This window comes from Ornithinimicrobium sp. INDO-MA30-4 (genome assembly GCF_021535045.1).
In the GTDB taxonomy this organism is placed as follows: domain Bacteria; phylum Actinomycetota; class Actinomycetes; order Actinomycetales; family Dermatophilaceae; genus Ornithinicoccus.
The window spans coordinates 817143-831081 of record NZ_CP091056.1 but is presented as its reverse complement, the minus strand read 5'-3'; the positions used below and the strand labels follow the sequence as shown (position 1 = coordinate 831081).

The following is a 13939-nucleotide window of genomic DNA, read 5'->3' as shown; positions in this document are numbered from 1 at the left end:
TGGCTGCGCGGACACGGCCACCAAGTCAGCGTTTTGGCACCCGCCGATGACGAATCAGCTTTGCCAGAGGGCGTGACCTCGGCTGGTGGGACGGTGTCCGTCCGCTACAACGGCTCAGTCGCCCGCCTCGCTTTTGGCCCGCTGGCTTCCGCGCGCACTCGGCGCTGGGTCACCGGGGTGGCTTTGATGTCGTGCACATCCACGAACCCGCTAGCCCCAGCGTGTCCCTGTTGGCACTCTGGGCGGTGACCGGCCCCGTTGTCGCAACCTTCCACTCCTCGCAAATCAAGTCACGCGCATTGCGGCTGGCCGGCCCCATGCTGCAACCGGGCCTGGACAAAATCTCGGCGCGCATCGCCGTCTCCGAAGAGGCTGCGCGCACCGTCAGCGAACAACTCGGCGGGCCCAGCGTGGTGATCCCCAACGGATTGAACACCACGCCCTTCACCGGGTTGCGGGACGCAGAGGTCCGCCGCACCGGTGGGCCCAACGTGCTCTTCCTGGGACGATTCACCGAGCCACGCAAGGGACTGGCAGTGCTGCTCAAGGCGTGGCCGTCAATCTTGGCGCAGCACCCAGCAGCTTGCCTCGACATCGCAGGGCCAGGAGCGATCGAGACATTCCTGCACGGACTGACTCCCGCTGTCCGAGACTCGATCCGTCTGCACGGCCCCGTCTCGGCGCACGACAAAGAAGCCCTGCTGGCTGGCACCGACATCTACATCGCGCCCAACACCGGCGGCGAAAGTTTCGGCATCATCCTCACCGAAGCTCTAGCAGCGGGAGCCCCGATCATGGCCAGCGACCTCGTGGCCTTCGGTGATGTCTTGGACCCACCGCTCGGTGGCCAGACCTTCCCCATGGTGACTCCGACGCCCTCGCCGCAGCGATCGATGACCTCTGGTGCGACCCCGCCGAGCGCCAACGCTTAGCGATGCAGGGCCGCACCGAGCCAGACAGTATGACTGGGCTCCAGTGGGCGAGCGGATCGTCGCTGTCTATGACTCCGTCCGAGGCGATGGCGCTGAAGTCACTCGGTATGTGCCAGTCGCCCGACGCAAGAGAGTCAGGCGCAGTCTTGGGCTCCGTTGAACTCTGGCTGGCCATTGTCGCGATTTTGGCCCTGCTGTTGGCCCTGGGCTGGTGGCTGTCGTTCACGGCCGTGCGGCTGGACCGACTGCATACCCGCAATGAAGCCACCGAGGCAGCCCTTGATGCCCAGGTTGTCCGCCGAGCCGAAGCCGCCGTCGAAGACGCCTACAGCGGTGAGCTCAACCCGGCCAGCGCCGAGTTGTTGCTCGACGCGGCCACCCATGCTCTGCAGCAACAGGGGAGTGGACGCAGGAACGCTGCGATGCCGAATCTGAGCTCACCCACATGCTCGCCGTGGTTGTTGACACTCCTAGCCCTGCGTTGAGCGCTACCGCGGAGCGGGTTGCCCTAGCCCGGCGTTTCCACAACGAAGCGATCGGCCAGACCTTGACCGTTCGCCGCCGCAGAGCGGTGCGGCTATTGCACCTGGCCGGGCATACCCCCATGCCTGCCGCTGTTGTCTTCGATGACCAAACGCTCAGTTGACCGGCCACTGTCCCTGACCAACAGACCCGCGCCGTACCATAGAACGTTGCATTCAGCGCACGCTTCGAAAGGCTTTGATGACCACCCCCCTAACTCCGCCAACGTTGCCACCGACCGCGTCAAGCGCGGCATGGCTGACATGCTTAAAGGCGGAGTCATCATGGACGTTGTGACCGCCGAGCAGGCCAAGATCGCTCAAGATGCTGGCGCCGTTGCCGTCATGGCACTCGAGCGCGTCCCCGCGGACATCCGCGCACAGGGCGGCGTCTCGCGGATGAGTGACCCGGACATGATCCAGAGCATCATCGAGTCGGTCTCGATCCCGGTGATGGCCAAGGCGCGGATCGGCCACTTCGTCGAGGCCCAGGTCTTGCAGAGCCTCGGTGTCGACTACATCGATGAGTCTGAGGTCTTGACCCCAGCCGACTACAAGAACCACATCGACAAGTGGGCCTTCGACGCTCCCTTCGTCTGTGGCGCGACGAACCTCGGCGAAGCACTGCGTCGCATCACCGAAGGCGCGGCCATGATCCGCTCCAAGGGTGAGGCCGGCACCGGCGATGTCTCCAACGCCACCATGCACATGCGCACCATCAGCGGCGAGATCCGCCGGTTGAGCAGCATGGCCCCCGATGAGTTGTATGTCGCCGCGAAGGAACTGCAGGCACCGTACGAGCTCGTCGCTGAGGTCGCTCGCACCGGCTACCTGCCCGTCGTCATGTTCACCGCCGGCGGCATCGCGACCCCGGCCGACGCAGCGATGATGATGCAGTTGGGCGCCCAGGGCGTCTTCGTCGGATCAGGCATCTTCAAGTCTGGCAACCCCGAGCAGCGCGCTGCCGCGATCGTCAAGGCCACCACGTTCTACGACGACCCGGACACCATCGCCAACGTGTCGCGTGGTCTGGGTGAAGCGATGGTTGGCATCAACGTCGACGACATCCCGCAGCCCCACCGGTTGGCTGAGCGCGGTTGGTAAAGCCACGCATTGGGGTGCTCGCCGTCCAAGGTGACTTCCGCGAGCACCTGGCGGCGCTGACTCGTCTCGGAGCTGAGGCTGTCTCGGTCCGCCGTGCCAGTGAGATCGAATCGCTCGACGGGTTGATCTTGCCTGGCGGAGAGTCGACCACCATCGATCGCCTCAGCCGCGTCTTTGAACTGCGCGAGCCAATCCAAACCGCGATCGCTAACGGACTGCCGGTGTATGGCTCGTGCGCCGGCATGATCATGCTCGCCGACAACATCGTGGACCCGCACCGCGGGCAGCGAACCTTCGGCGGGCTCGACATCACCGTGCGCCGCAATGCCTTTGGCCGCCAAGTCAGCTCGTTTGAGAGCGACCTTGAGGTCAACGGATTGCCCGAAGAAGGTGGCCCGTATCGAGCCGTCTTTATTCGCGCGCCGTGGGTTGAGCAGCTTGGCGACGACGTCGAGACGCTGGCCACCGTTGACTACGACGGCGAAACCCGGATCGTTGCGGTGCGTCAAGGCAACCTGATGGCGACCTCGTTCCACCCCGAAATCACCGGGGACGACCGCATACACGAGCATTTCGTTTCGATCGTGAGCGCAGCCGCCCGCTAAGATGGGCCGCTGACTCACCAGCGATGACCGGTGGACCCAGCGCGGTCCACCCACAGAGGGAAGGGATGCGCATGAGTGGACACTCTAGTGGGCAACCACCAAGCACAAGAAAGCCGCGATCGACGCCAAGCGCGGCAAGCTCTTTGCCAAGCTGATCAAGAACATTGAAGTGGCCGCCCGCACTGGTGGCGCTGACATGGCTGGCAACCCGACGCTGTATGACGCGGTCCAGAAGGCCAAGAAGTCATCCGTCCCCAACGACAACATTGAGCGCGCACTCAAGCGCGGCTCCGGTGCTGAAGCCGGCGGCGCCAGCTATGAGGCGCTGACCTACGAGGGCTATGCCCCCGGTGGCGTCGCCCTGCTCATCGAGTGCCTGACCGACAATAAAAACCGTGCCGTCATGGAGGTCCGCACCTCGTTGACCCGCAACGGCGCCTCCATGGCTGACTCCGGCTCGGTCGCGTACTTGTTTAACCGCAAGGGCATTGTCACGGTGGCCAAGGCCCAGGAGAAGGGCGAAATCACCGAGGACAGCCTCCTGGAGATCGTGCTCGACGCTGGCGCCGAAGATGTCAACGATCAGGGCGACACGTTCGAAATCGTCTCGGAAGCCGCAGACATGTTGGCCGTGCGTACCGCAATTCAAGAAGCGGGCCTGGACTACGAGTCGGCCGATGCTTCGTTCGTGCCAAGCATGAATGTCGAGTTGGACGCTGACGGAGCCCGCAAAATGATCCGTGTGATCGACGCGCTCGAAGACTGCGACGACGTGCAGAACGTCTACTCCAACAGCGACGTCTCCGAAGACGTGATGGCTGAGCTGGAAAACGACGAGTAACCACCTGCGGAAGTCCGGGGCGGCGCGTCGCCGACGAGCCAGCCCGCTTTAAGCCGTAACCTGAGGGCATGCGTACACATGTACGCATGCCCTCAGTGTGTCGAGGCCTCATCGGTGGCAAGGAGACGAACGTGCGAGTTCTTGGGGTGGACCCCGGCCTCACGCGTTGCGGGCTCGGTGTCGTCGAAGGCTTCCCTGGTCGACAACTCAGCATGGTCGCGGTCGGTGTCGTCCGGACACCAGTGACAGATGATCCGCAAGAGCGTTTATTGACGCTGCAAACCGAGATTGACCAGTGGCTGCACGACTATCAGCCCGATGCTGTCGCGGTGGAACGAGTGTTCGCTAAAGCCAACATCAAGGGCATCATGGGCACTGCACAAGCCTCGGCGGTCCCTATGCTGGCTGCCGCGCGACTTGGTCTCCCGTTGCAACTGCATACCCCGACCGAAGTGAAGGCCGCCGTCACGGGCAGCGGCCGCGCTGAAAAGGCTCAGGTCACCCACATGGTCACGCGCATCCTCAAGCTTGAGGTTGCTCCCAAACCTGCTGATGCGGCTGACGCCCTGGCGCTGGCCATTTGCCATATTGGCGCTCGGGTGGTCAGGCCAAGATCGATCAGGCCGTCGTCAGTTCCAAAATGCAACAGGCTGAACGCCAAGCGGCAGCGGCCCCACCCAACCGACTCGCCCAACTGCACGCACAACAACGACGCACCGGCACCAAACGCTGGCCCACTAGGGCCGGCCAAGACCCAGGACTCCTCGATGATCGCAACCCTCGCCGGCACCATCGCCCACGTTGGCCTCGACCATCTCGTCGTGGAGACCGGGGAGTCGGCCTGCACGTCCTCACGACGCCAGCCATCGCCGCCGAGCACCGCACTGGCCAGCACGCCGCTCTGCACACCACGCTGATCGTCCGCGAAGAGTCACTCACTCTCTATGGTTTCAGCGACGCAGACGGCAAGGCTCTGTTTGAGCAGGTTCAGACAGTGTCTGGCGTCGGGCCACGGTTGGCGATGGCAATGCTGTCGGTGCTGGCTCCAGCGGATGTCCGCCGAGCGTTGTCCCAAGGTGATGTCCGCCTCTGACCAAGGTCCCTGGCATCGGCAAAAAGGGTGCCGAGCGGATGATTCTCGAATTGCGCGACAAGATGGCTGCGTTTGCTGCCACCGCCGAAGCCCCCGAGGTGGCCGCCACCGTCAACCAAGACGCAGTTGTCGAGCAGGTCACGTCGGCGTTGGTTGGACTTGGTTGGAGCACGAAGCAGGCCGGTGACGCCGTCGCGAAGGTGACCGGCCAGCCCGACAGTCCGACCGTGGTCTCTGAGATTCTGCGCGCATCGCTGAAGGAGTTGGGCCGATGAGCACGGATGATCCAGAACGCCTGGTTGATAGCGACGCGGGGGATGAGGAGCGCCGGATAGAAAGCGCGTTGCGCCCGCGACGCCTAGAAGATTTCCCGGTCAGACACGAGTGCGTGACCAACTCAGCTTGGTCCTTGAGGCCGCTCGTCGCCGGCAGGCTCCGCCAGATCACGTGTTGCTCTCGGGCCCGCCAGGTCTGGGCAAGACGACGCTGGCCATGATCATCGCGGCTGAGTTAGAGCAGCCGATCCGCATCACCAGCGGTCCAGCCATTCAGCATGCGGGCGATCTGGCTTCGATCTTGTCCTCGCTAGCCGAGGGCGAGGTGCTGTTCCTGGATGAAATTCACCGGATGGCGCGGCCCGCCGAAGAGATGCTCTATCTAGCGATGGAGGATTTCCGCGTCGACGTGATCGTCGGCAAAGGCCCGGGCGCCACCGCCATACCCTTGAATTGCCGCCATTCACTGTCGTGGGGGCAACCACGCGTTCAGGTCTCTTGCCTGCCCCTCTGCGAGACCGGTTCGGCTTCACGGGGCACCTTGACTTCTATAAAACCGAAGACCTCGTCACGATCCTGACCAAAAACGCACGACTGCTGGAGATCGACGCTGACCGCGAAGGAATCGAACACATCGCCAGTCGCTCACGGGGCACCCCGCGAATAGCCAACCGGTTGCTGCGCCGTGTCCGGGACTGGGCTCAGGTCTATGGCAAACAAAGCGTTGACCTGGAGTCCGCCAACGCCGCGCTGACCCTGTTCGATGTCGATGACCAAGGGTTGGACCGCCTTGACCGGGCCGTTCTTGAAGCGCTGTGTCGCAGGTTTGGCGGAGGACCGGTGGGTCTAAGCACGCTGGCAGTAGCCGTGGGTGAAGAGCCAGACACCGTGGAGACTGTCGCCGAACCCTTCTTAGTGCGAGAAGGCTTCATGATCCGCACACCCAGGGGCCGTGCCGCATCTCCAGCAGCCTGGACACACTTGGGATTGACCCCACCGCGGCCGACTAAGGGCGGTCAAGGTAGCGCCAGCCAGGACTCCCTGCCCCTTGATAATCAAGGCGGTCGGCTCGGGAACTGAGTCGGTCTTTGGTTGGTGTCCCGCCCTCACCTAGACTGCCCTTTGGCCCGGCACGGGCAAACGCGCCAGGAAGACGACGCCTTCTCGGTGTGCCGAAGAGTACAACGCGAGGATTGTTATGACGCTCATGACCGCTGCAACCACTACGGGTGGAACGGGCAGCTTGTTGATCCTGCTAGTGCCAATCGTGCTCTTGGGCTTCCTCTTCTTTTCGCAGCGTCGCCGCGCACAGAAGTTGGCCGCCCACCAACAGGCACTCAAGGTCGGCGATGAGGTCATCACCGCCGCTGGTGCCTACGCCACCATCAAGGGCGAAGACGGGGACATTCTCTTCCTCGAGTTGGCACCCGGCATGGTCGTGCGCTGGCAGCGTCGAATGATCATGAACTCCGTGCGACCCAACAGCGAAGCGGATGTAGCCCCCGACTCCGAATCCGGCGAGTGAGAAGCACGTGGCACTGAACCCTCGCAACCGCGGACCCGTCCGCACCCTGACGGCCCTGGCCGCCATCTTGATCGTCCTCTTTGGTGGCATCGGCGCAGCACGGCTGTTCGCCGACCCCGCCCAACTGACCCCGCTGCTTGGTCTAGACCTCGCTGGTGGACGTCAGATTGTTTTGGAGCCGGTGGTTGAAGGCTCGGCCGAAGTGGGCGAAGAGCAGGTTGACCAAGCCGTCGACATCATTCGTCGCCGCATTGACGGTGGCGGCGTCGGCGAAGCCGAGGTCTCACGCCTAGGCGACACGAACATTTCTGTCGCAATCCCGGGCACCCCGACCGCTGACCAGTTGGACTCGTTGAGCCGCTCGTCGCAGTTGAGCTTCCGGTCAGTCCTAGTCTCCGGACTGGGCACCGGCACACCAGAGCCCACCCCAGTCTTGCCGCTGCCAGCCAGTGAAAACGAGCGATTGCTCGAAGAAATGGAGCAGTTGACAGACGAGGCCGCGAGCACGTCAGCACCCGAGGAGGGCGTTTACCCCGCTGAAGCACTCAGCGCGCAAGACGACACTTCATCGACAACAGATGCCCCAGACGTTGCCCCTGATGTGGTCAGCACGGAAAACCCTTCAGACCTGAACCAAATCACCCCTGAGCTGCAGGAAGAGTTCATTGACCTCGACTGCACCACAGGAGACTCAGGCGACGCGGTAGCTGCGGCTCCTTCGGACCAGGCCATTGTGGCCTGCTCCGATGACGGCATCGAGAAGTACATTCTTGGCCCGGTTGAGCTCACCGGTGGTGAAGTCAGCGATGCGAACGCTGGTCTCGTGCAGGGCCAGGGTGGCCCCACCGGCCAGGTCCAGGTCCAACTGACATTCAACGACGAAGGCACCTCGACGTTCTCCAGCATCACCCAGCGGCTCATGGGCTTCGCTCCCGGCGAAGACCAAAACCGATTTGCCATCCTGCTGGATGGGGCCGTCATCACGGCCCCGGCAACCCAAAAGTGATCAGCACAGGCACCGCGAGCATCACCGGTGACTTTGACATCGTCGAGGCTGAGACCCTGGCCAATCAGTTGAAGTTCGGTGCGTTGCCCATCTCGTTCGAAACCCTCACCAGCGAGCAGATTTCACCGACCTTGGGCGGCGAGCAACTACGCATTGGCATCATCGCCGGCGTTATCGGTTTGCTGTTGGTGTTCTTCTACTCCGTGATCCAATACCGAGCACTCGGGTTGGTGACAATCGGTTCACTCGTCGTCGCTGGGCTAATGGCCTACGGCGCGGTGACCTTCTTGGGTTGGTCGAGCAACTTCCGCCTCACGATGGCTGGAGTGACTGGTTTGATCGTGGCCATCGGTATTACGGCGGACAGCTTCATCGTCTACTTCGAGCGAATCAGAGACGAGGTCCGCGCCGGCCGACCGTTGCGCTTCGCTGTTGACACTGGTTGGGAGCGTGCTCGCCGCACGATTCTGATCTCGGATGCGGTGAACCTGATCGCGGCCGCAGTGCTGTACTTCCTGTCCGAGTCCAGCGTGAAGTCGTTCGCCTTCGCTCTTGGCCTCACCACCGTGATCGACTTGATCGTGGTCATGATGTTCACCCACCCCGTCGTCAGCATCTTGGCCAACACCAAGTTCTTCGGCGAGGGACACCGATGGTCGGGTATGGATCCAGAACGGTTGGGTGCTAAGCGCTCGACCTACTTGGGTCGCGGAAAGTTCACCCCGCCGCTGACGAAGAAGTCTGGCCCCTCTCGGGCAGAACTCGAAGGAGGCATCGTCTGATGTCTAGTTTTGCTGAATTGGGAAATGACCTCTATTCGGGCCGCCGCTCTTTCGACATCGTCGGTAAGCGCAGGGTTTGGTACATCACCTCCGCGGTGCTGATCGTGCTCTCGCTGATCGGTCTCTTTGGCCGCGGCTTGAACTTCGGCATTGAGTTCAGCGGTGGCTCGGAGTTCCGAATCTCGTCGGTGAATATCCTCGATAACTACGACGACCGCGCTTCCGAGGCATTGGCTAAGGCCTCGCCCGACGCCGTCGCATCGGTGACCCTAGTCGGCAACGACACCGTCCGCCTGCAGACTGGCCAATTGACCAACGACGTCGCTGAAGAGGCACGCGTTGATCTGGCGGACGCTTTTGGTGTTGAAGCCTCCGAGGTGACGAGTTCGTTCGTTGGCCCGTCGTGGGGCCAGACCGTCACCAATAAGGCGCTGCAGGCTTTGGTTGCCTTCCTGGTGCTGGTCTCGATCGTGTTGGCCCTCTACTTCCGCACCTGGAAGATGGCTGCTGCCGCGATGGTCGCTCTGCTGCACGACGTTGTCTTCACCGTCGGCACCTATGCGCTTTTGGGCATTGAGGTCTCACCGGCCTCCATGATCGGCTTCCTGACCATCCTTGGTTACTCGATCTACGACACGATCGTGGTGTTCGACAAGGTCAAGGAAAACACCGACTATGCGATCTCCAGCAAGCGGATGACGTATGCCGAGGGCGCCAATCTGGCGGTCAACCAAACGTTGGTGCGCTCGATCAATACCTCTGTTGTGGCGCTGCTGCCCGTCGCCACCATCGTGGTGATTGGCATCCTGTTTATCGGTCCGGGCACCTTGCTTGACCTCGCGATTGCCCTGTTGATCGGTATCGCGATCGGAACATTCTCCTCGATCTTTATCGCCACGCCTTTGCTGGTGCACTTGCGTGAGTCTGAGCCGGAGATGAAGGCCTTAGCCAAGGGCGTCGCCAAGCGGGAGAAGTCCGCTCCAGTGGTTGAGCAGAGTGATGATGCAGACGACGATGACGTTCATGACGTTGATGACGACGCGGATGCCGCAACCCAGGGTGGCAACGAAAACACCAGTGCGACACGGGAATCCGTTGCCGGTCGCACCGTTCACCCCTACGCGGAGCGGGGACCGCGCAATCAACCGAAGCGAACCCGGAGATCACGACGATGAGCAACCGTGAAGAGCTAGCCCGCGACGTCAGCGACGCGCTGCGCGATATCCCCGACTTCCCGGAGGAGGGCGTGGTCTTCAAGGACTTCACCCCTTTGCTGGCAAATCCAGAGCTTAGTGCTCGGGTTGTTGCTGACGTGGTTGATCGCCGCCGGGGCGAAGTAGATGTTGTCGTCGGTATCGAGGCTCGCGGTTTTATCTTCGGCTCAGTCATGGCTCACCAGTTGGGTGTGCCGTTCATCCCCATCCGCAAGGCTGGCAAGTTGCCGGCCGAGTGCTTCCAGTGAGTTACGAACTGGAGTACGGATCTGCCGTGGTGGAGATGCACAAGGACGCCATCGAGCCAGGCACCCGCGCCTTGCTCATTGATGATGTGCTCGCCACCGGCGGACTGCTTGCGCAGCGGCCGAGTTGATTGCTGCAGCGCAGGGAGTGTGGCTGGCTTAGAAGTCATCCTGGAGCTAACCTTCCTCAACGGGCGGGATCGCCTGTCCGGGATGGACGTTGTCACTCTGCTCACTGATTGAGAAAACGCTTGCGTCAGGTTCGAAGTAGCCTCGCGAGCGGATTACACTCTGTCTATGAGTGAGGATGTTGGAACCCAAGCAACCTCGACCACGCCCGTGGTCAATGGGGTTCGGTCCCGCTGGGCGCGCCTTGGTGGCGGACGCCCAACGAGTTCACCTGAGTTGGATCCACTCTTGCGCGCGGTGCGGGCCACCCACCCCAAGGCAGACATTTCGGTCATTGAGCGTGCCTACGCCGTGGCTGAGCGTGCCCACAAGGGCCAGATGCGCAAGAGCGGTGATGAGTACATCACTCACCCGCTTGCGGTCGCAGTCATCCTCGCTGAATTGGGCATGACATCCTCCACGATCGCCGCAGCCCTCTTGCACGACACAGTCGAAGACACCGACTACTCGCTAGAAGAGCTCACTGAGGACTTCGGCTCCGAGGTCGCGCACCTCGTGGATGGGGTGACAAAGCTCGACAAGGTTGTCTACGGCGACGACGCTCAGGCCGAAACAGTCCGCAAAATGGTCATCGCCATGTCACGCGATATCCGCGTCTTGCTGATTAAGTTGGCCGACCGACTGCACAACGCCCGCACGTGGCGCTATGTGTCTCAAGCCTCGGCTCAGCGCAAAGCCACCGAGACCTTGGCGATCTATGCACCGCTGGCTCACCGACTAGGGATGAACACGATCAAGTGGGAGTTGGAGGACCTGTCGTTCGCGGTTCTCTACCCCAAGGTCTACGACCAAATCGTGAAGATGGTGGCCGAGCGCGCACCTGCCCGCGAGGACTATCTGGCTGAGGTTCGTAGCGGCATCCAAAACGAGCTCAAGACGATGAAGATCAAGGCCACCGTCACCGGCCGGCCCAAGCACTACTACTCGGTCTATCAAAAGATGGTCGTCCGAGGCCGTGACTTTGAGCAGATTGATGACCTGGTCGCGGTCCGTGTGCTGGTGGAGTCCATCCCTGAGTGTTATGCCGTCCTCGGTGCCATGCACGCCCTCTGGACGCCGCTGCCTGGCCGCTTCAAGGACTACATCGCAGCGCCAAAGTTCAATATGTACGAGTCGCTGCACACCACCGTCCGCGGCCCTGACAATCGGCCCGTCGAGATCCAGATCCGCACCAAGCAAATGCACCGCCGAGCTGAGTATGGCGTCGCTGCCCACTGGAAGTACAAGGACACCGCGCGAGCCGGGGCAAGGCCACCACGTCGCGGGCGACCGGGTCACAGGCCACCGATCCGCTGCAGGACTTCAGTTGGCTGCGCCAATTGCTGGATTGGCAGAAGGAAACGTCGGACCCGCAGGAGTTCTTGGAGTCGCTGACGTACGAAATGAGCGCCAGCGAGATCTACGTCTATACGCCCAAGGGCGACGTGATGGCGCTACCCACTGGATCAACCCCCGTTGACTTCGCGTATGCAGTGCACACCGAGGTGGGGCACCGCACCGTCGGCGCCAAAGTCAATGGCGCGATTGCCCCTCTGGACGCCACGCTCAACAGTGGCGATGAGATCGAAGTGGTCACGACCAAGGCCGAGCAGGCGGGCCCCAGCCAAGACTGGCTCAAATTCGTCAAGAGTGGTCGGGCGCGTAACAAGATCCGCCAATGGTTCACCAAGGAGCGACGCGAAGGCGCCATCATCGCCGGCCGCGAACAGATCGCCAAGGTGCTGCGCAAAAGAACCAGCCTCTGCAGCGGTTGATGTCTCACGACTCGATGACCTCTGTTGCCGGTGATCTGCGACTGCCCAACGTTGAGTCCGTGTTCGCAGCTGTCGGCGAAGGCAACGTGTCCGCCGATCGTGTGGTGGCTCAACTCGTTGCCACTTTAGGCGGCGAAGACGGTGCCACCGAGGACCTGGCTGAAGCAACGGTGCCGCGCACTGGTCGACGTCGGGCCACCGATCCAGGAGTCACCGTCGTCGGCGCTGACGACGTGCTGGTCAAGATTGCCAAGTGCTGCACCCCCGTGCCTGGCGATGACATCCTCGGCTTCGTCACGCACGGCAAGGGTGTCTCCGTGCACCGGGTGGACTGCACCAACGCAGCCCGACTGCGAGACAACCCCGAGCGCATCATTGAGGTCGCCTGGGCACCATCATCCTCTAGCCTGTTTATGGTCAACATGCAGGTGGAGGCTCTTGACCGGCCGGGTCTGCTCAACGACATCACCAAGGCGCTGTCCGAGCAGCGAGTCAACATCCTGTCGGCCTCGGTGCAGACCTCGCGAGATCGTGTCGCCCTATCGCGTTTCACCTTTGAGATGGCTGACCCCAGCCACCTCGACAGCGTGCTGCGCGGAGTTAACCGGGTCCCAGCAGTCCTCGATGCTTATCGCGTTACGGGCACTGTCGGCACGGACCCACACCGCCGCGACAACTAGTCAGCAAACTGCCCGCCGCCACTGATCGAAGGATCGTGACCGCGGGCAGTGTTTGTTTGTTAGGAGTGCTGAGGCGCCAAGAAGGCATGCAACGCAGCGCTGTAGCCAACCTGGTCATCCAAGCCACACCTTCGCGCGCCGAGTGCATCGACAACGTGGGTGCGCCAAAGTCAACGGTCGTCACGCCAGTCATCGCTGCCGTCATCGGCCCGATGGTCGAACCGCTCGGCAGGTCAGTCCGCGTCACAAACGTCTGCATCGGGACACCAGCCTGCTCACACGCCAAAGTAAAGCTGGCAGCGCCCACTGAGTCCGTGGCATACCGGAGGTTGGCGTTGACCTTCAGGACCGGTCCGCCATTCATCGCGATGTTGTGCTGCGGCTCGTGCCGGTCTGGATAGTGCGGGTGTGTCGCATGGGTGACATCGCCTGACGCGATCACGCTGCCAGCCAATAGTGCAAAGTATTCGTCGCGAGACGCGCCATTGGCGCTAGCAATCCGCTCAAGCCAGGTCGGCAAGAAGGTCGAGCCAGCGCCACGCTCGGAAACGCTGCCGATCTCTTCGTGGTCGAACATCACGATCAACGGGATGATGCCGTCGGTCGGGGCAGCAACGGCGCGCTCCATGGCTACCAATGAGGCGTAGCAGGTGGCGAGGTTGTCGAGTCGCCCAGAGCCCAACAAGTCGCTGTCGCGACCGAGGCGACGCGCTGGCGTGAGGTCATAGGCCATCGCCTCCCAGCCCAGCAAATCTTTGGTGGCAATGCCAAGTTCGTTGCAAAGCCATTCAAGGAAGGTTGGACCGCCTGGACCAAGAGCCCAATGCGGCGCCATGTGCTGCTGTGGGTTGAGGTTGAGCCCGTTGGTCGCCACTTCACGGTCAAGGTGGATCGCCAACTGCGAAACCCGCAGCAGCGCCTCATCAAAGTTAAACAATTGCTCGATGATGCGACCGTGTGAGGTGCGAATCACGGCGCGCCCAGCGATGCCCAAGTCTCGGTCTAGCCACGAGTTCAGCAGGGCCCCGCCGTAGCGCTCAACGCCCAGCGTGTGCCACCCCGACTTCATGGCGTCGGCGGCAGGCTTGATCCGCAAGTTGGGCGAGTCTGTGTGAGCACCCACCACGCGGAACCCGCTCGGACGCTCGTCGCCCAGGTGCTCGGTGCTCCACG

General features: G+C 62.3%; 15 protein-coding genes and 3 pseudogenes. 17 read left to right on the top strand and 1 reads right to left on the bottom strand.

Features of this window, described 5'->3' with window-relative positions:
- The first annotated feature begins 53 nt into the window (after positions 1-53).
- The 17 genes and pseudogenes from L0A91_RS19575 to L0A91_RS04735 all read left to right on the top strand — a co-directional run bounded on the left by L0A91_RS19575 (position 54) and on the right by L0A91_RS04735 (position 12766).
- A complete protein-coding gene (locus tag L0A91_RS19575; RefSeq protein WP_397333848.1) occupies positions 54-932 on the top strand; it encodes a glycosyltransferase family 4 protein in 879 nt (292 codons plus the stop codon).
- A 29-nt stretch (positions 933-961) separates the two neighbouring features.
- Complete coding sequence (locus tag L0A91_RS04800; RefSeq protein WP_235246058.1) at positions 962-1417, top strand: hypothetical protein; 456 nt, start codon at positions 962-964, stop codon at positions 1415-1417.
- The gene (locus tag L0A91_RS04795; RefSeq protein ID WP_235246057.1) at positions 1414-1578 is read left to right on the top strand and encodes a hypothetical protein; all 165 of its coding nucleotides are present in this window, start codon (positions 1414-1416) and stop codon (positions 1576-1578) included. Before L0A91_RS04800 ends, L0A91_RS04795 begins: the two co-directional genes overlap by 4 nt.
- A gap of 130 nt (positions 1579-1708) precedes the next feature.
- Positions 1709-2557 (top strand): pyridoxal 5'-phosphate synthase lyase subunit PdxS, encoded by an 849-nt coding sequence (gene pdxS, locus L0A91_RS04790; RefSeq protein WP_235246055.1) that lies wholly within the window; start codon positions 1709-1711, stop codon positions 2555-2557.
- Positions 2551-3162, top strand: coding sequence for a pyridoxal 5'-phosphate synthase glutaminase subunit PdxT (gene pdxT / locus L0A91_RS04785; protein WP_235246054.1), 612 nt, complete (start codon positions 2551-2553; stop codon positions 3160-3162). The genes pdxS and pdxT overlap by 7 nt, the downstream gene beginning before the upstream one ends.
- Before the next feature lie 71 nt (positions 3163-3233).
- Positions 3234-4003, top strand: a pseudogene (locus L0A91_RS04780) (YebC/PmpR family DNA-binding transcriptional regulator).
- A gap of 68 nt (positions 4004-4071) precedes the next feature.
- Entirely contained in the window at positions 4072-4920 is an 849-nt protein-coding gene (ruvC, locus tag L0A91_RS18390; protein WP_311198014.1) for a crossover junction endodeoxyribonuclease RuvC, read from the top strand.
- Complete coding sequence (locus L0A91_RS18385) at positions 4845-5096, top strand: OB-fold domain-containing protein (RefSeq protein ID WP_311198139.1); 252 nt, start codon at positions 4845-4847, stop codon at positions 5094-5096. The genes ruvC and L0A91_RS18385 overlap by 76 nt, the downstream gene beginning before the upstream one ends.
- Positions 5097-5134: 38 nt before the next feature.
- The gene (locus tag L0A91_RS18380) at positions 5135-5371 is read left to right on the top strand and encodes a hypothetical protein (RefSeq protein WP_311198013.1); all 237 of its coding nucleotides are present in this window, start codon (positions 5135-5137) and stop codon (positions 5369-5371) included.
- Positions 5368-6451 (top strand): annotated as a pseudogene (gene ruvB / locus L0A91_RS04765) (Holliday junction branch migration DNA helicase RuvB). Before L0A91_RS18380 ends, ruvB begins: the two are co-directional and overlap by 4 nt.
- Positions 6452-6578: 127 nt before the next feature.
- Positions 6579-6896 (top strand): preprotein translocase subunit YajC, encoded by a 318-nt coding sequence (yajC, locus tag L0A91_RS04760; protein WP_235246053.1) that lies wholly within the window; start codon positions 6579-6581, stop codon positions 6894-6896.
- 7 nt (positions 6897-6903) lie between these two features.
- The gene (locus L0A91_RS04755; protein ID WP_235246052.1) at positions 6904-7902 is read left to right on the top strand and encodes a SecDF P1 head subdomain-containing protein; all 999 of its coding nucleotides are present in this window, start codon (positions 6904-6906) and stop codon (positions 7900-7902) included.
- A complete protein-coding gene (gene secD / locus L0A91_RS04750) occupies positions 7899-8684 on the top strand; it encodes a preprotein translocase subunit SecD (protein WP_235246051.1) in 786 nt (261 codons plus the stop codon). Before L0A91_RS04755 ends, secD begins: the two co-directional genes overlap by 4 nt.
- Positions 8684-9859, top strand: coding sequence for a protein translocase subunit SecF (gene secF / locus L0A91_RS04745; RefSeq protein ID WP_235246050.1), 1176 nt, complete (start codon positions 8684-8686; stop codon positions 9857-9859). Before secD ends, secF begins: the two co-directional genes overlap by 1 nt.
- Complete coding sequence (locus tag L0A91_RS18375; RefSeq protein ID WP_311198012.1) at positions 9856-10146, top strand: phosphoribosyltransferase family protein; 291 nt, start codon at positions 9856-9858, stop codon at positions 10144-10146. The genes secF and L0A91_RS18375 overlap by 4 nt, the downstream gene beginning before the upstream one ends.
- Complete coding sequence (locus L0A91_RS18370) at positions 10143-10274, top strand: hypothetical protein (protein WP_311198011.1); 132 nt, start codon at positions 10143-10145, stop codon at positions 10272-10274. Before L0A91_RS18375 ends, L0A91_RS18370 begins: the two co-directional genes overlap by 4 nt.
- 166 nt (positions 10275-10440) lie before the next feature.
- Positions 10441-12766: pseudogene (locus L0A91_RS04735) on the top strand (RelA/SpoT family protein).
- Here L0A91_RS04735 and L0A91_RS04730 read toward each other — a convergent pair.
- On the bottom strand, positions 12723-13922 hold the full coding sequence (locus L0A91_RS04730; protein ID WP_311198138.1) for a M18 family aminopeptidase: 1200 nt from the start codon (positions 13920-13922) through the stop codon (positions 12723-12725). The pseudogene L0A91_RS04735 and the gene L0A91_RS04730 overlap by 44 nt on opposite strands.
- Between the last annotated feature and the right edge of the window lie 17 nt (positions 13923-13939).